At 65.5% G+C, this 16,432-nt stretch carries 14 protein-coding genes; 4 read left to right on the forward strand and 10 right to left on the reverse strand.

All coding sequences use genetic code 11. The features are described from left to right. Positions 1 to 224: 224 nt before the first annotated feature. Positions 225 to 1,733 carry a xylulokinase gene (xylB, locus tag VHL31_RS22440; RefSeq protein ID WP_329663477.1) on the forward strand — a complete coding sequence of 503 codons (1,509 nt, stop codon included), beginning with the start codon at positions 225 to 227 and terminating at the stop codon, positions 1,731 to 1,733. A 25-nt stretch (positions 1,734 to 1,758) separates the two neighbouring features. Here the strand turns inward: xylB and VHL31_RS22445 are convergent, their stop codons facing one another. The 7 genes from VHL31_RS22445 to betI all read right to left on the reverse strand — a co-directional run bounded on the left by VHL31_RS22445 (position 1,759) and on the right by betI (position 9,540). After that, positions 1,759 to 2,097 carry a hypothetical protein gene (locus VHL31_RS22445; protein ID WP_329663478.1) on the reverse strand — a complete coding sequence of 113 codons (339 nt, stop codon included), beginning with the start codon at positions 2,095 to 2,097 and terminating at the stop codon, positions 1,759 to 1,761. 67 nt (positions 2,098 to 2,164) lie between these two features. After that, entirely contained in the window at positions 2,165 to 3,583 is a 1,419-nt protein-coding gene (locus VHL31_RS22450) for a calcium-binding protein (protein ID WP_329663479.1), read from the reverse strand. A 555-nt stretch (positions 3,584 to 4,138) separates the two neighbouring features. Beyond that, the gene (choV, locus tag VHL31_RS22455) at positions 4,139 to 5,326 is read right to left on the reverse strand and encodes a choline ABC transporter ATP-binding protein (protein ID WP_329663480.1); all 1,188 of its coding nucleotides are present in this window, start codon (positions 5,324 to 5,326) and stop codon (positions 4,139 to 4,141) included. Next, the gene (gene choW / locus VHL31_RS22460) at positions 5,323 to 6,180 is read right to left on the reverse strand and encodes a choline ABC transporter permease subunit (RefSeq protein WP_329663481.1); all 858 of its coding nucleotides are present in this window, start codon (positions 6,178 to 6,180) and stop codon (positions 5,323 to 5,325) included. The genes choV and choW overlap by 4 nt, the downstream gene beginning before the upstream one ends. A gap of 77 nt (positions 6,181 to 6,257) precedes the next feature. Then, positions 6,258 to 7,202 (reverse strand): choline ABC transporter substrate-binding protein, encoded by a 945-nt coding sequence (locus tag VHL31_RS22465; protein WP_329663482.1) that lies wholly within the window; start codon positions 7,200 to 7,202, stop codon positions 6,258 to 6,260. 41 nt (positions 7,203 to 7,243) lie between these two features. Further along, on the reverse strand, positions 7,244 to 8,911 hold the full coding sequence (betA, locus tag VHL31_RS22470) for a choline dehydrogenase (protein WP_329663483.1): 1,668 nt from the start codon (positions 8,909 to 8,911) through the stop codon (positions 7,244 to 7,246). Further along, entirely contained in the window at positions 8,911 to 9,540 is a 630-nt protein-coding gene (gene betI / locus VHL31_RS22475; protein ID WP_329663484.1) for a choline-binding transcriptional repressor BetI, read from the reverse strand. Before betI ends, betA begins: the two co-directional genes overlap by 1 nt. A gap of 77 nt (positions 9,541 to 9,617) precedes the next feature. Between betI and betB the strand changes: the two genes are divergently transcribed. From betB to VHL31_RS22490, 3 genes are all read left to right on the forward strand, one after another. Next, positions 9,618 to 11,087, forward strand: a complete 1,470-nt coding sequence (gene betB / locus VHL31_RS22480) for a betaine-aldehyde dehydrogenase (RefSeq protein WP_329663485.1) — start codon at positions 9,618 to 9,620, stop codon at positions 11,085 to 11,087. Between the two features lie 121 nt (positions 11,088 to 11,208). Then, entirely contained in the window at positions 11,209 to 12,807 is a 1,599-nt protein-coding gene (locus VHL31_RS22485) for a glucan biosynthesis protein D (RefSeq protein ID WP_329663486.1), read from the forward strand. A gap of 128 nt (positions 12,808 to 12,935) precedes the next feature. After that, positions 12,936 to 13,553: an ABC transporter substrate-binding protein gene (locus VHL31_RS22490; RefSeq protein WP_329663487.1), complete on the forward strand. Its 618-nt coding sequence runs from the start codon at positions 12,936 to 12,938 to the stop codon at positions 13,551 to 13,553. 400 nt (positions 13,554 to 13,953) lie between these two features. On the opposite strand, the gene VHL31_RS22495 is transcribed toward VHL31_RS22490, so the two are convergent. The 3 genes from VHL31_RS22495 to VHL31_RS22505 all read right to left on the reverse strand — a co-directional run bounded on the left by VHL31_RS22495 (position 13,954) and on the right by VHL31_RS22505 (position 15,690). Next, entirely contained in the window at positions 13,954 to 14,157 is a 204-nt protein-coding gene (locus VHL31_RS22495; protein ID WP_329663488.1) for a hypothetical protein, read from the reverse strand. Between the two features lie 676 nt (positions 14,158 to 14,833). Next, positions 14,834 to 15,013: a Flp family type IVb pilin gene (locus VHL31_RS22500; RefSeq protein WP_329663489.1), complete on the reverse strand. Its 180-nt coding sequence runs from the start codon at positions 15,011 to 15,013 to the stop codon at positions 14,834 to 14,836. A 41-nt stretch (positions 15,014 to 15,054) separates the two neighbouring features. After that, positions 15,055 to 15,690 (reverse strand): hypothetical protein, encoded by a 636-nt coding sequence (locus tag VHL31_RS22505; RefSeq protein ID WP_329663490.1) that lies wholly within the window; start codon positions 15,688 to 15,690, stop codon positions 15,055 to 15,057. Between the last annotated feature and the right edge of the window lie 742 nt (positions 15,691 to 16,432).

Here is a 16,432-nt window from a genome sequence, read left to right on the forward strand (position 1 = left end):
GCACAGCCCGTGCCAACCCACCCCACCCCCGCCATCCCCTCCACCAGCCACACCACAGCCGCCAAACCCGGACCCCACCACAAGGCAAACCACGCCACACCCGGCAATTCCTACCCGGCAAGAACTGCACCGCGGGGGAAAACGACGGGACCGGACAAGCACGGGTTGCACGTCGCTGCGCCACGCGCCACGGATGGCGCAAGCAAGCCGGGAGGACCTACGCCATGACCACCACACGCGCCACGATCGGCATTGATGTCGGCACATCAGCGGTCAAGGGCCTGCTGGTCGGGCTGGACGGGGTCGTATTGGCCACTGCCTCGCGCCCCTATCCGCTGCTGACCCCGGCACCCGGCTGGACCGAGCAGGAGCCGGAGCAATGGTGGCAGGCAACGGTATCGGTCCTGGCCGAACTGGCCAGGCGGGACGGCATCGAAGTCGTCGCGTTGGGCCTCGCGGGCCAGATGCACGGCTCGGTGTTCCTCGACGCGGATGATCAGGTGATCCGGCCGGCCCTTCTGTGGAACGACGGCCGGACCGGTGACCAGGTCAGGCAGATCGAGCAGCGAATCGGCCGTGCCACCTTGATCCGCATCACCGGCAACGCAGCATCAGCCGGCATGCAGGCGCCTAAAATCCTCTGGCTGCAACAGAACGAATCCGAAGCCTTCAGCAGGGTTCGCAAGGTCTTGCTGCCGAAGGATTTCGTCCGCCTCCGCCTCACCGGCAGCTACGTCACCGATCCGGCCGATGCATCCGGCACCCTGCTGTTCGATCTGGCCGAACGGCACTGGTCCAGCGAACTGCTGCAAACGCTCGACATTCCACGTGAATGGCTCCCGGAGGTGATGGAGAGCCCGGAGATGGCGGGTCGGCTGACGGCGGAAGCCGCGGCACTCACAGGCCTGCCGACAGGCCTGCCGGTAGCTGCAGGAGCCGGCGACAATGCTGGCGCGGCCCTGGGTGCTGGCGTGGTCCGGCCCGGACAGGGTGTCCTGTCGATCGGTACGTCCGGCACGATCTTCGTGCATGGCAGCGAGGCCATGCGCGATCCCAATGGCGCGCTGAACGGCTTTTGTGCTGCTGTCCCGGGTGGATGGCATCTGATGGGCGTCATCCTGGCAGCAGGCGGTGCGCTGCGCTGGTACGCCGACGCCGTCGCCGCCGACCAGCGCAGGGAAGCCCAGGATGCCCAGCGGGATGTCTACGACCTGCTGCTGGAACAGGCGTCGGCGGTACCGGAAGGGGCCGATGGGTTGTTCTTCCTTCCCTACCTTTCCGGCGAGCGCTCGCCGCATATGGACGCGTCGGCGCGCGGCGCCTGGATCGGACTTACCCTCTCCCATGAGCGTCGGCACCTTGTCCGTGCCCTGCTGGAAGGAGTTGGTTTCGCATTCAGGGATTGCCTCGTGCGGATGCAGGCGGAAGGAGCCGAGTTCGAGCAGTTCGTGGCGGTGGGCGGCGGCGCCCGCAGCGATGCATGGCGCCAGATGCTGGCCAACCAGCTGGGGCTGCCGCTGGCCGTACCAACGGCCGAAGAAGGGCCCGCCATGGGTGGGGCAATCCTGGCGACAGTCGCGGCAGGCTGCCATCCCGACGTCGCCACCGCCGTCGACGCGATGATCAAGCCGCCGTCCAAGCGGACCATGCCCGATCCTGCCATCGCTGCAAGATATGCCGAGCTGCATGCCGGTTATGCCAAGCTGTATCCGGCACTCGCCGCTGCGCGTTGAAGGACCGGCCTGAGCTTCGTGCTCGCTAGCTGAACATGTCGTCGGCGGAGACGGTCCGGTCGGCCGTCTTGATCGACCAGGCGTGCTGACCGGAGTCCCAGTCTTCCACCACGCCCAGCGGTGTGGTGTCCACGGCAAGCCACAGGTCATGACCGACCTTCCAGCCCGACAGGTCCTTGAAGTCCACGCCCTGCAGCTCGATCGTATTGTGCCCGGCCCCGTCCGTGATACGGTCAATTCCGCCGTCGCCGCGGCGCAGCAGATAGGTATCGTCGCTTTCGCCGCCCTTCAGGCTGTCGCTTCCCATACCGCCGTCGAGCCGGTCGCTGCCGGCCCCGCCGATGAGCTGGTCGTTGCCTGCCATGCCGCGCAGATGATGGCCCACATCGGAAGGCGCCCGCAGGATGTCGTCGCCGGCACTGCCGAGGACGTCAGGGCGAGGCTGCGGCAGCGTCGGGTCCAGCGTTGCGGTGTCGCCGGTCAGGAAGTCGCCGATCGACTTGAGGCCGGTCCTGGTGACGATCCCACCCCCAGTTGTCCTGGTGCCCGATATACTGGTCGATGATCGCGACGTCGGCGCCGTTCACGCGGATGAACAGGTCTGGGCCGGAGATGATCGCCTGGACGTCGTCGGGATCGCTATCATCGAGGTGGATCTTGTTGACCCCCTCGATGTCGAACAGGCGATCGGGACGACCCTCGGACAGACCGATCAGGTAGCTGTCGGCACCCGCACCACCATATAGCAGATCCGCACCGGCTCCGCCTTCGATGACGTCGTCGCCGTTGCCGCCGTAGAGGGCGTCCTGGCCACCGTCGCCGAACAGCCGGTCGGCACCCTCGCCACCGCGAAGATCGTCGCTACCATCACCGCCCCAGATCACGTCCCGGCCTTCGCCGCCATGCACCCAGTCGTCGCCGCCGCGGCCCCGGAGCTGGTTGTCCGCGGCATTGCCCTGGATCCTGTTGTTGCCCTCGCCACCGACGACGTCGTGGGCCGCGCTGCCCAGGAGGTCGATGTTCTCGATGGCGGGATGGATCTGCTGGACGAACGGATTGAAGCCAGGCGGCAGCGCGATCCCGACCTGGTCTCCCAGGACGAACGTCGCCAGTCCCTGCGGGGACAGGTTGGGCAACTCGGTCCTGAGGCTGGTCATGTAGCCGTCGCGAACAGCGACCGTGTCGACGCCGCCGCCGTCATATCCTTCGCGGTTCTCGATCGCCATGTCGCGGACGCTGTCGATAAAGATGCGGTCGTTCCCACCGTCACCGCTGCCCGTGTCCGTGCCGCTGCCACCGTCGACGACATCGTCGCCGCCGCCGCCATTGACGAGATCGTTGCCTGAGCCGCCGATCACCGTGTCCTCGCCGGTTCCGCCATCCACGATGTCGTCGCCATCCTGGCCATCGACCAGATCGTTTCCGGCGCCACCCTTGACGAGGTCGTTGCCCTTGCCACCGAGCACGATGTCGTCGCCATCCTCCCCGTCGAGGTCGTCGTTGCCGTCACGCCCGTCGATCATGTCGTTGCCGGCACCGCCCTTGATGACGTCGTCCCGGTCCGTGCCGATCAGGACGTCGTTGCCGTTGCCGCCCTGCAGGTGCTCGCCGATCGGGCCGAGCCCTTCGCCGCCCCGATCCGCGTCGTCAACGTCCGGCTCCATGCCCGGGATCGTCATGGACGGAGGGAGGGTCACGTCGATCTGCGCTGGAGCGCCCCCCGATTTCGCCAAGCCCTCGCGCGGGGCGAGGTCATCGGCTCTGGCACCACCAGCCAGTGTTGGTGCCGCCTGCTCACCCGACAGGACGGCCATGGTCGCATAGCCCGTCCCGAGTGTCGGATCGAGCACGCCTCCTGCCGCCGATGTTGCGGCCGCCTTTCCAGCAGCCGGCGCACTACCCGACATTCCCGGCTCGCCACGAAGCCCTTGGCCGCTGCGGTCGAGGAGGCGGTTTGCGAGCAGGCCCGCGTCCGTTCCCTCGGTTCTTGCCGCCGCGGCCATGCCGGCGTGGCCATGCCGGCGTGGCCGTGGGCAGCAAGCAGACCCAAAAAGGCAGCGCCCAACGGCAGGAAGGCTTGGTCATCGCGGCGCCGACGGTCGGCAGGCTTGCCGGGCCGCTTCGGCAGGTGATCCGTCATCGGCACGTCCTGTGCCCTGATCTTGCCGCCTTCGAGATCGCCTGCCGCTTGAATGGACATGGACCGCTCCTGCAGCGTCCGGCGAGCCAGTGCCCAGAACACCACTCGCTCACGAACGTCATTCTACCTGCAGGCTAATCGTTCAGGTTCTTCATTTCAAAGGATACTTCTACCCGTGGTTATATTCGACATGAACTTGAACAGGACGGACTGTCAAGTTTCAGGATCGAGTGGAGGCAGGCCGCTCAACTACATGCAAAAAATATCAATTTGCGGTTTCGCTCTTGCGCAGGATCGCGGCGAGAACATCCCGCATCCCGACCGAGCCGACCAAGCGATTGTCGCCGTCGACGAGCGGAACGGGTCTGCCGGTGGCGTGCATGACCTGAATCACCTGACGCATCGGGGTCTGCGGTGTCCCGACCGACAGCCGGGCTGCATCATGGTCGTCTCGGCCGGCCTCAATGGCGCACATGCCCAACTCGGTGTCGCCGCGCCTGGCGCGGGCGACGAGGCCCTGGCTGTCCAGGAGAACAGCCGTGGTGCGCCGGCGGTCGAGCCAGATCCAGCCATCCTCGCCCCGCTCCAGGTCGCGCACGTCGCGCATCAGGTTCCAGGCCGTGAGCACGTTCAGCGGGTTCACGTTCGCCACGAAGTCGCGCACGTAATCCGTGGCCGGCCTGGCGACGATCTCTTCGGGCGGTCCCCCCTGGACGATCCGCGCATCCTCCATGATGGCGATGGTCGAGCCGAGCTTCAGCGCCTCGTCCAGGTCGTGGCTGACAAAGATGATGGTCTTGTTCAAACGCTGCTGCAGTTCCAGCAATTCGTCCTGCAGCCTCACCCGGATCAGCGGATCGAGGGCGGAGAACGGCTCGTCCATGAGCAGGATGTCCGCGTCGGTCGCAAACGCGCGTGCAAGCCCCACCCGCTGCTGCATGCCGCCCGACAGTTCGTGCGCATGCTTGCCGGCCCACTTGTCGAGCCCCACCAGGGCCAGCTTCTCGGCTACGATCCGCTTGCGCTCCGCTGTCTCGACGCCGCGCAGTTCCAGGCCCAGGCCGACATTCTCCTCGACCGTACGCCAAGGCAGCAGCGCGAACTGCTGGAACACCATTGCCACGCGTCTCGTCCGCAGCCGACGGAGCGTCCCGGGATCGCAGGACTGGACGTCCACCTCCCGGCCTTCGTCCTCAAGGATGACCCTGCCGCGCGTCGTCTTGTTCAGCCGGTTGACCGCGCGCAGGAGTGTGGACTTGCCCGAGCCGGACAGCCCCATCAGGACGCAGATCTGCCCCTTCTCGATGGCGAGCGAGGCGTGGGCCACGCCCAGCACCTGGCCCGTCTCGGCCAGGATGCGCTCGCGACTGAGCCCCTGGTCGACCAAAGGCAGGGCCCGCTCCGGGTGGGGGCCGAACAGGATGTCCACCTTGTCGAACACCACCGCGTTCATCGGTCGCTTCCCGCACGTCCGCGTGGTTCCGGCCGCTTGCACAGCCGGTCCAGCACGATCGCGACCAGCACGATGGCGAGACCTGCCTCGAAGCCGCGGGCGACGTTCACCTGGTTGAGCGCGCGCACCACCGGCTTGCCCAGCCCGTCGGCGCCGACCAGGGCCGCGATCACCACCATGGACAGGGACAACATGATGCACTGGGTGAGCCCGGCCATGATCTGCGGTGCAGCGCTCGGCAGCTCGACCTTGACGAGACGCTGCCACCGTGTGGCCCCGAAGGCCTCTCCGGCTTCCAGCAAATGCTTGGGCACCGACGAGATCCCGAGCTGGGTCAAGCGGATCGGAGCGGGCAGCGCGAAGATGACGGTCGAAATCAGGCCAGGCACGACGCCCAGGCCGAACAGGATCAGGGTCGGGATCAGGTAGACGAAAGTCGGGATCGTCTGCATCAGGTCCAGGATCGGCCGGAGCACGGCCATGACCCAGGGCCTGTGCGCCGCGACGATCCCCAGCGGGATGCCGATGATGAGGCAGACGACGGTGGCGAACACGACGAGCGCCAACGTCTCGATCGTTTCGTTCCAGTAGCCCAGATTCGCGATCAGGAGGAACGACAGCACCACCAGCAGGGTGAGTTGCCACGATCGGTGCAGGAACCAGGCCAGCGCGCCGAACAGGGCAATCAGTAGAAGCGGCGGGCAGGCCTTCATGGCCCAGATCAGGCTATCGATCGAGGTGCCCAGCACCATCGAGATGAAGTCGAAGATCCACCAGGCATGCTCGTTCAGGAGATCGACGCCGGCCGCGATCCACGAGCCCAGCGGAATCTTGTGCTCGGTCAGCCATTCCATGGCGTCCTCCCTGCGCCGCACGTCGGATGAAGGCAGCCGGGGAGCGCGGCTGCTCCGCGGCTGCTGGCCTCGCTGGTTCAGCTGCCCAGGTGATTCTTCACGGCCGCCAAGCCCTCCTGGCCGTCGAAGGTCGTGACGCCGGCGAGCCAAGGCTCCAGCACGCCAGGATTCGCCTTCAGATATTCGGTGGCTGCATCCTCCGCCTCCTGGCCATCATCCAGGATCTTGCCCATGACCTCGCTCTCCATCGGCAGGGTAAAGGTCAGGTTCTGGAGCAGCTTGCCTACGTTCGGGCACTCTTGGACGTAGCCCTTGCGGACGTTGGTCAGCACGGTGGCGCCACCGAAGTTCGGACCGAAGACCTCGTCGCCGCCGCTCAGGTAGGCCAGATCGTAGTTCACGTTCATTGGATGAGGTTCCCAGCCCAGGAAGACGATCGGGGTCTTCCGCTTGGTCGCCCGGCTTACCTCGGCGAGCATGCCCTGCTCGGAACTCTCGACGAGTTCGAAGTCGTTCAGGCCGAACTTGTCCTCGTCGATCATCGTCTGGATCAGACGGTTGCCGTCGTTGCCGGGCTCGATCCCGACGATCTTGCCGTCGAGCTGGTCCTTGAACTTCGCGATGTCGGCGAAGTCCTTGAGACCCTCGTCATACAGATATTTCGGCACCGCCAACGTGTACTTGGCGCCTTCAAGGTTGGTGCGCACCGTCTCCACCGTTCCCTGGTCCAGGAATGGCCGGATGTCGGCTTCCATGGTCGGCATCCAGTTGCCGAGGAACACATCGATGTCGTTGTTCGCGAGGGACTGATAGGTCACGGGAACCGACAGGATGGTGGCGGTCGGCTCGTAGCCCAGGCCTTCCAGCACGACCGATGTCAGCGCCGTGGTCGCTGTGATGTCGGTCCAGCCGACATCCGAAAAGCGCACCGTCTTGCAGCTTTCGGGCTCGGCTGCAAAAGCCGGGGCCTGCAGTGCGAAGGTCGCCAGGGCGGTCATCGCCATCAAACTCGTTCTGAACATCGACGGGCTCTCCTCTGCTTCTTCTTCGTCATGCCGCCCAATCATCGCTGGGCTGTCTGCCAATTCGATGCCACGTAGACAGGTGCGTTCGAGCGCGGGAGCGGCTCCCTGCTCCGGATGATGTCCGCGGCCTTTTCACCGATCATGATGGTCGGGGCGTTCAGATTGCCGGATGGCTCCGATGGCATGATCGAGGCGTCCACCACGCGCAGCCCCTCCATCCCCACGACGCTGCAGTGCGGATCCACGACCGTGCGCGGATCGGCAGGATCGCCCATCCGGCATGTCCCGCATGGATGATAGGCCGAATCGGCTTTCTCCCGGACAAAAGCGTCCAGGTCGACAGCGCTGGTCACCGCCCGGCCGGGCCGGATCTCCTCGCCCCGGAACGGCTCGAACGCCTTCTGGGCGAAGATCTCGCGGCTGGCCTCGATCGAGCGGCGCATCTCGTAGCGGTCGCGCTCTTCCGCCAGATAGTTTGGCTCGATCACGGGGTGGACGCGCGGATCGGCGGAGCGAAGCGTCAGCCGCCCCCGGCTTTTCGGGCGCATCGGGCCGACATGAACCTGGAACGCATGCTGCTTGCTCGCCGAGCGGCCATGATCCTCGATCAGCGCCGGCAGGAAGTGGAACTGGATGTCGGGATGCTCGACACCCGCCTCGGACCGCACGAACCCGCCCGCCTCGAGATGCGACGACGCGGCCGGACCTGTCTGGAGGGCGAACCAGCGCAGGCCCGCGGCCACCATGTTGTGGGGCTTCATCGTGTTGAGCAGCGTGACCGGCTGGGTGCAGGCCTGCTGGACATAGACCTCGAGATGGTCCTGCAGATTCTCGCCCACCCCCGGCAGATCGTGGACAGGCTCGATCCCCATCGCCTGAAGCTGGTCGGCAGGGCCGATGCCGGAGAGCATCAGGAGCTGCGGCGAGTTGATGGCCCCGCCCGAGCAGATGACCTCACGCTCCGCCCGTACGGTCTTCGCCGCCCCGTTTTCGACGTACTGGACACCGACTGCCCGTCCCCGCTCGACCAGGATCCGTGTCGTCAGCGCATTGGTGACGACCGTCAGGTTCGCCCGGGACATGGCCGGGCGCAGATAGGCTACCGCGGCCGAGCAGCGGCGGCCGTTGCGGATGGTCATGTCCATCCGCCCGACCCCCTCCTGCTGATAGCCGTTCATGTCGGAGGTGATCGGGTAGCCGGCCTCGACGCCGGCCTTCATCCAGGCGTCGAACAAGGGATTGGTCGACGTACCCCTCCAGACGGAAAGGGGTCCATCGCCGCCCCGATAGTCGTCGGGCCCGAGGGAGAAGGTCTCGGCCTTGCGGAAGTAGGGGAGCACATCAGCATAGGCCCAGCCAGCGGCACCTTCGGCGTCGGCCCAGCGGTCATAATCTTTCGCATGGCCGCGAATATAGACCATGGCGTTAAGGGCGGAACTTCCGCCGAGCACCCGGCCCCGGGGCCAGTACATCACCCGGCCGTTCATGTGCTGCTGCGGCTCGGTCTGATAGTACCAGTTGTAGCGGTCGTTCATCAGGTTGTAGGTCAGCGCGGCCGGCATGGAGATCTTCCATGTCCGCCCGGGCGGACCCGCTTCCAGCAGCAGGACCCGCACGTCGGGGTCCTCGCTCAGCCGTGCGGCCAGGACACAGCCGGCGGACCCGGCGCCCACGATCACATAGTCGAAGACCGGCTGGACCGGCATCAGCTTCCTTTCTTGGATGAGGCGGCGCAGGCTAGCCGATGATCGAGATGCTCCGTGGCGAGCGCGCAGGCAGCTTCCGGCGTGACCATCGGATCGCCCGACGCTGCGCGGAGGAACAGCCCGTCGATCATGCTGGCGAGCGCAAGCGCGGCATCCTCTACCTGCCCGCCTGGCAGGAGCCTGCGAAGGTCCGCAATGAGGGTGGAGCGCAGCCGGGCGATGTAGAGGCGGCGCAGGCGGTCGAGGACGGGAGCGAATGGTGCCTGGGCCCAGAAGGCAAGCCAGGCCGCACGGATCTCGGGGCGGAACTGCGATGGCGCAAAGCTGCCATCGATCACGGCCTGCAACCGGGCCCGCGGGCTGTTCGCCCGCTTCAGTCGGCCGACCACCTCCGTGCGCAGTTCCACCAGGATCCAGCGCATAGCGGCGGCGAGGAGATCGTCCTTGCTCTTGAAGTAGTGGTGGATGATCGCGGGCGAGAGACCGGCCTCGGCGCCGATGCGCACGACCGTCGTGTCCGGCCAGCCATACCGGCGCAGCGTTGCGATCGCCGCGTCGATCAACTGGCGCCGGCGAAGAGGCTCCATGCCGACCTTGGGCAAGGCAATTCCCACGGGTTCTTTCGACAAACCTGCCCTTTCCTGATTGGACGTTCAATCAAAATACGCCATCCTGTTGTTGGGCCGGTCATGTCGGAGGAGTGCTCATGCAGGAGCAGCGGCGGCGCCTGTACATCCACGGGCGGGAGCAGGACGGAACGGGCGGGGAGCGCTTCCTGACCTGTTCGCCGCGCGACGGGCAGCCCTTGTGCGAGATCGACCGGGCCTCGGCGGCCGATGTCGACGCCGCGGTCGAGAGCGCCGCCCAGGGCTTCCGCGTGTGGTCCGCCATGTCCGGCACGGAGCGTGGCCGCATCCTGCGTCATGCCGCCGATCTTCTGCGGGAGAATCGCGACCGGCTGGCCAGGCTCGAAGTGCTGGATGTCGGCAAGCCCATCAGCGAGGCGATGGCCGTCGACGTCGATTCGGGTGCGGACTGCCTGGAGTTCTATGCAGGGCTGGCCCCGGTGGTGAACGGCGAGTACCTGCCGCTCTCGGGCACGGCGTTCGCCTATACGAGGCGCGAACCGCTCGGCGTGTGCGTCGGCATCGGCGCCTGGAACTATCCGCTGCAGATCGCCTGCTGGAAGTCGGCGCCTGCGCTTGCCTGCGGCAACGCGATGGTTTTCAAGCCATCCGAACTCACCCCGCTCACAGCACTCGAACTCGCCAAGATCTTCACCGCAGCCGGCCTGCCGCCCGGCGTCTTCAATGTCGTGCAAGGCGATGCTCGGGTTGGCCGGGCGCTGGTCCAGCACGAGAGCGTCGCGAAAGTGTCGCTTACCGGCGAGGTCGGCACTGGCAAGAAGGTGATGGCCGATGCGGCCGGCACGCTGAAGCAGGTGACGATGGAGCTGGGCGGGAAGTCACCGCTCATCGTGTTCGACGACGCAGACATCGAGAATGCGGTCCGGGCGACCCTGCTGGCCAATTTCTACACCCAGGGCGAAGTCTGCTCGAACGGCACCCGCGTCTTTGTCCAGCGGCGCCTGCACAACCATTTCCTTGACCGCCTGCTCACCCGGACGGCGAAGCTGGTCACGGGCGATCCACTCGAATCTGGCACCCACATCGGCGCTCTCATCTCGGCAGAGCATCTCGAGAAGGTGAGCGGCTACGTCAGGCTCGGCAAGGAAGGCGGTGCCAAGCTGCTGTGTGGCGGCGAGGCGGTGAAGGTACCGGGCCTTGAGGGAGGCTGGTACCTGACGCCCGCGATCTTCGACGACTGTGCCGACGAGATGCGCGTCGTCCAGGAAGAGATCTTCGGGCCGGTAATGGCCCTGCTGACCTTCGACGACGAGGCGGAAGTCATCGAGCGCGCCAATGCGACGCCTTTTGGACTGGCAGCGGGGGTGTTCACCCGGGACCTGGCTCGCGGGCACCGGGTGATCGCACAGGTCCAGGCTGGCACCACCTGGATCAACAGCTACAACATGACCCCGATCGAGATGCCGTTTGGCGGCGTGCGCCAGTCCGGCATCGGCCGCGAGAACGGGCTCGAGGCGCTGAGACACTACACCCAGGTGAAGAGCGTCTACGTGGAGACGGGCGACGTGTTCGATCCATATCCTGCGTAGGTACCCGACTTGTGGTCGATCCGGCCTCGTGATCCTGTCCTACATCGCTGCGGACGTGACTTGACGCTCCACCGGCGCGCCGCCATGTGCTGCCACGATGCAGGTCGCCATGAAGTTGCCCATGCCCAGGTTCACGCGCCGCGAGACGCTCGCCTCTCTCGCCACGCTTTCCACTCTGCTCGTGATCCCAGGCCGCATGCAGGCCGCCGAGGGAGTGGGTCTGCGGTTCGGCGTGGCGCAGCCGTTCAGCTTCGCCATGCTGGTCGAGCGGGCCCGTGAACTGTCGACGGCCGACTATACCCCACCTCCACGGCCGGTACCGGAGATCACCCAGCAAATCGATTACGACGCGCACGGCAAGCTCCGCTACAAGCCGGACTACGCCCTTTGGGCGCATGGCGAGAGCGTCTATCCCGCGACCTTCGTTCATCTGGGCCGTTACTTCCAGAAGAGCGTTAGGATCAGTGCGCTGGACCTGCAGGGCAATGCGCGGGAGATCCTGTACGATCCCGCCTACTTCACCATGCCGCCAGACCATGTCGCCCATCAGATCCCGACCGATGCCTCGGCCTTTGCCGGCTTCTGGGTCCGGGAGAGCAACCGGTCGGGCAGCTGGGCGGAACGTGAGCCATGGGCGACCTTTGTAGGCGCGTCCTACTTCCGTACCGTCGGTGAACTCGGTCAAGTGGGCATGTCGGCCAGGGGAATCGCCCTGAGTACGGGCGATGCGGGGCCGGAAGAGTTCCCGGACTTTACCGAGTTCTACCTTGAGCCGACCTTGCGCGAGGGCGAACCCTTCGTGTTCTCGGCGCTCATGGACAGCCCCAGCCTGACCGGTGCCTATCGCTTCACCATGCATCGCGGTGTCGGTGTCATCGTCGAGGTCGAAAAGCATCTGTTCCTGCGCAAGGACGTCGCCCGGCTCGGCATCGCTCCCCTGACCTCCATGTACTGGTACGGCGAGTACCCATCGACCCACAGCCATGACTGGCGCCCGGAGGTCCACGACTCCGATGGCCTTGCGTTATGGAACGGTGCCGGCGAGCGGCTCTGGCGCCCCGTCAACAACCCTCCTCACATCGTCACGTCGTCCTTCGCGGACGAGGATCCGCGCGGGTTCGGCATCTCCCAGCGCGACCGCAACTACGACCATTACCTGGACGGAGTGTCCTACGACAGGCGGCCCACTTGTTGGATCGAACCGTTGGACGCATGGGGCAAGGGTGCCGTCCAGCTCATCGAGATCCCGACCGACGACGAGATCTATGACAATGTCGTCGCCTTCTGGGTGTCCGAAACTCCAACCGCCGCGGGAGACGAGCTCACCTACCGCTACCGGATGCACTGGCTGAAGGACGAACCCTTCTACCCCGTAGCTGATTTCGCCCGCGCGGTGGCCACCCGGATTGGCCGTGGCGGCGAACCCGGCAAGGAACGTCCGGCCGATGTCGTGAAGATGGTGATCGAGTGGGACGGAGCGGTCCTGAAGTCGATCCCCTGGGGCGCCCGGCCAGTGGTGCAGGCTTCCGCCTCGCGTGGTGAACTCAGCCTGCAGCGGGCCGAACCGATCTGGTACACCGACCGCTGGCGCTCGGAGTTCGACCTGAAGTTCGACGGGACCGAGCCTGTCGAGTTGCGCTGCTTCATGACGCTTGAGGACGAACCCATCACCGAGACCTGGTTGTTCCAACTGCACCCGCAGGTAATCGGACGTACCTGAGAACGGGGCTACAGACCGGATCGACCTGTGGAGGGCGCAGTGACGTATGTCACTGCCATGGCCGGTAAGGTGATCTTCATCTCGTGCTGGCAAGCCTGCCAGGAGGAAACCGCGAAGTGGATCGGTCGATGATGTTGGAGCGCCTTGTCACCTTGTGCCTGTCTGTCTCGGCGGCGCTGGTCCTCTGGGCGGCGCCGGTGCTCGCCGCGCCGGAACTCCGGGCCGACGAGTTCGTCGATCGGTTCGGCACCCGGGCGGTGGAGGCGCTGAGCAGCACGGCCGGCGATCCGGCCGCACGCCGGGCACGCTTCGAGGAGCTCCTGCAGGAGGGGCTGGATATGCCGAAGATCGCTGCGCTCGTGCTCGGCCGCGCCTGGAGAGGCGCTGATCCGGATCAGCGCGCCCGCTTCGTGGAGGTTTTCGAGGACCACCTGATCGTCACCTATGCGAGGCGGCTCGACACCTATGCCGGCCAGCGCCTCGAGGTCGGCGCGGAGACCCCTGCCGGTGACGACATGCTGGTCGCAAGCAAGGTCACGCCTCGCGATGGCGAGCCAGTCGAAGTGGTATGGCGCCTCCGGGCGAAGGACGACCAGTGGCGGATCATCGACGCGTCGGTCGCGGGCGTCAGCATGGTGGTGACCTGGCGCAACGAATTTGCCGCCGTGATCGAGCGGGATGGACTGGACGGCCTGATCCAGCGTCTGGCGTCGGCCGCGGAATTCGAGCAGACCAGCATGAACTAAGGGAAAGCTGCTGCCAGCTCAGACAGATGGGACCAGGACTGGACGAACGGCCCTTCGGTCGCCCTCAGTAAATGTCGGCAGAGTCGCTGGCTGGCGATGCGACCGTCTGAGCATGAACCGGCTCATGGCAGCATCCAGCATGGATCATTGCGATCGCGTCTCAGGCAGCCGCTCATTGTCTCGGACGAGGCGACGTGATCGGGGGAGCCAGGCGAAGACCCTCCAGGTTTGGTCCATGCGACGCCTTCATCGGCTGGCTGTCGAAGATCCTGCCGGTTGGGCCGGCTTCCCGCCCCGACCGCTCGCGCGATCCAGCATCGGCGCGACGTCGTGGATCGTGCGGAACAGGAGCAGGCGCATGTAGCGGTGGAACCGCCAACAGATCATCTGCCTTGTCGGCTCAGCCATATCTTCCTTGTATGTCTGCGACGTCCCGGCTTTCATCCTGCTCTCGAGATTTCCTGTATACTGCCGAGTTCACGCCAAAAGCGCCTGCTGCCTTCGCTGGGCTGCCGCCGATCGAGCGCTTCTCCAGCAGCCCGAGGCACGGCACCGATACCATCAGCCATTTCGGCAGCGTGCAGCGCAGCCACTTGCTGTTCATGTGCCCGCTCGAGGGTCGAGCGAACCAACAAGCCACGGACTGGCTTCGTCGATCGCATGACCGCCGCCGGCAGGCCGCCAAAGGTCATCCTGGCCGCCGTTGCCCAAAAAGCTGCCGGTCTTGAGCGCAAGCCGTCATCCGCCCACAAATGCCGCTCCATCCTGGAGCAGCCGACCCGTCCTCGGCTTGGCGGGCAAGCGGGGGATCGCTTTGCGACGCACCGACATGGATCAGCAGCTACAGCCAGCCGCCGCCGCCGCAATGAACCGTGTAGCGGAACGCCTCGAATACCCAACGCATCTCTGGCGTCGGCTTGTGCCACGCCTGGTCACGCCGGGCAGCAGCGGCCTGGTCCGCCGCGACTGCTCGTCCGTCGGACCTGTGGGACAACGCCTTGGTCTTGCGCAGTCCGGTCCATCCGGCCGAAGTCTGATCCTCCGGATAAAGCCACAGCAAAGCTGACCGCCGGCCACTCCTCTCCCGGGTCCACATCGTGACCGTCCATGACCCAGCAACCCCATTCAAGCGGGACCTGATGACCCTGCCAGCCGGCATCCTCTGCCAGCAGACATGAAAGCGTGAGCAAGTCACACGATATCTTGCAGCTTGCTCTGCGCTGTCTACCGTCCTTCAAGCCTACGCACTTGTCTTGGATATTAAGAGCCGGTGCTCGCCTTTACTCCGATTGCTGGCTCCATTGCTCATGCATGGCCGCCATGGTCTGGCTCAGCTTTTCACCGAACGTCGACAGAGTACCGAGGATCGCCACGGCGACCAGCGCGGCGACCAAGCCATATTCGATGGCGGTCGTCCCCTCCTGGCCCGACAGGAGTTGGCGAAACAGCTTGGCCATCATGGATTCCTGCGTTGGAAAGCACTGAAGCCAGTCTGGCATCATCAAATTAACAATAGGTTTCCGAGGTTGCCAATCAGGTGGCGTTGCCCCCGCCAGATCGGAAACGCGGCGGGTTGGCAGGTGGCTCTGCGAGATGCACCGGGTGCGCTATAGCCGAGCCGGCTGTGGGGATAGACCTCGTTGTACTCGGCCATCCACTTCTCCAGAGCAGCCACGGCGGTGACCTCATCAGAGACGGAGTTCACCCGGCCATCGCCGCGCTTGAAGCTCATCACGAACGCCTCGGCTCCTTGGGCTCTCGACGGCGTGAAGCAGGGGACGAACCCAAGTGCTGTCGCCAGCTCGATGGTCTTGGCCGCCGCATGAGCCGAGCCGTTGCCGGACAGCCACTGGATCGGGAGAGGCGCCCTGATGGCGCCAAGCGCCGCTCGACCCAGTCGATCATCAGGTCCTGCACGAACTCGCCGTTCCAGCAGGCGAACGCCAAGGATGTTCGAGCGCAGGGTAACGACCTGCATCATGGGCTTGCTGATGGCGACGGCCGGTATGGCTTGGCGAGCAGCGGGCCGTGCTTCTTCATCAGCCGGCAGATGCGCCTGTGGCTGGCCACTGCCTTGTCCCCGGATCGCTCGCGCCTGAGCAGCGCGGTGATCAGGCGCTAGCCATGACCAGGCCATTGATCGATCAGGCGACGGATGTCGGCAGCAAGCTCCAGGTCGTCCTTCCGAGCCTGCGGTCCTCCTGTCTGGCCCGGCGGCTTCCCTCGGGAACCGCCCTTCGGCAAAAGGCTGGAACGCCAGGTAGCTTTTCTTCTGACCGGGCAAGGTCGAGGGCCTCTTCGGAAGACCCCCGCCTGCGGGCCATCCCGCGGATCAGCTCGACCTTCGAGAACGTGTCGGACATCGGCATGTGCCCAGGGCTAGCCTTGGGCCCTCCCGCTGATGCCGATGTCCGGTCGAAACGAGGAGCAACTCGCTGGGATAGCCAGTGTCGTTCGCATGACGAACCGCGGGTTTTCGTTCAAGGCGCCTGACCGCAAGCCGAGTCCGTCCACAGGCGGGCGCCACAGCCTGGCCAGCCATCGGTCCGGTCGTGCTGTGGCTATCCCACCCCTACGCAACGGGTGATCAGCGAGCACTCGCTCCCTCACCGCTGCGGCCAATCCGGCACCAACCCTGGCAAGGAAGCCATGACCAGATGATCCGACAGGAACACCGTTGGCGACCGGACTTGGTCCACGCATGCTCTTATGTACAATAGGATGTGGCACCCGATCTTCTAGAGCAGTTTCGATTCACTCGAACTCATAACCGGCGTTGGCGAGATAGTCCTGGCATTCGGCTGGGCTGAAGGGGTCGAGTGTCTGGCCGATGGTACTCCATAAGGTTTCACGGGTACGGGCGGCTGCTTTGCGGAGCA

The sequence above is a fragment of the Geminicoccus sp. genome (genome assembly GCF_036263595.1).
In the GTDB taxonomy this organism is placed as follows: Bacteria; Pseudomonadota; Alphaproteobacteria; order Geminicoccales; family Geminicoccaceae; genus Geminicoccus.